A 241-nucleotide genomic window follows, 5' to 3' on the forward strand; every position below is an offset into this window, starting at 1 on the left:
TAATCAGACTATTGTTTTAGATGGAACTGGTTTAGCCACATTAACAACACCAGTATTAACAGTTAGTAGTACTTATAGTTTGGTAAGTGTGACTTCGGCCGGAACACCGGTTTGTAGTCAAGCTCAGACTGGCTCAGCCATTGTGTCGGTTATTGCCTTGCCTTTTGCCACAATTTCAGGAACCACAACCATTTGTTCTGGAAGCACAGCAGTAATTTCATTCAATGGCACTCTGAATGCC

The 241-nt window shown here is 42.3% G+C and carries 1 protein-coding gene; it reads left to right on the forward strand.

Annotated features, from left to right (window positions below; genetic code table 11):
• The coding region (locus ICG50_RS13090) for a hypothetical protein (protein ID WP_187661340.1) at positions 1 to 241 on the forward strand (241 nt) is incomplete at both ends.

It is taken from the genome of Flavobacterium buctense, from assembly GCF_014486695.1.
GTDB lineage: Bacteria > Bacteroidota > Bacteroidia > Flavobacteriales > Flavobacteriaceae > Flavobacterium > Flavobacterium buctense.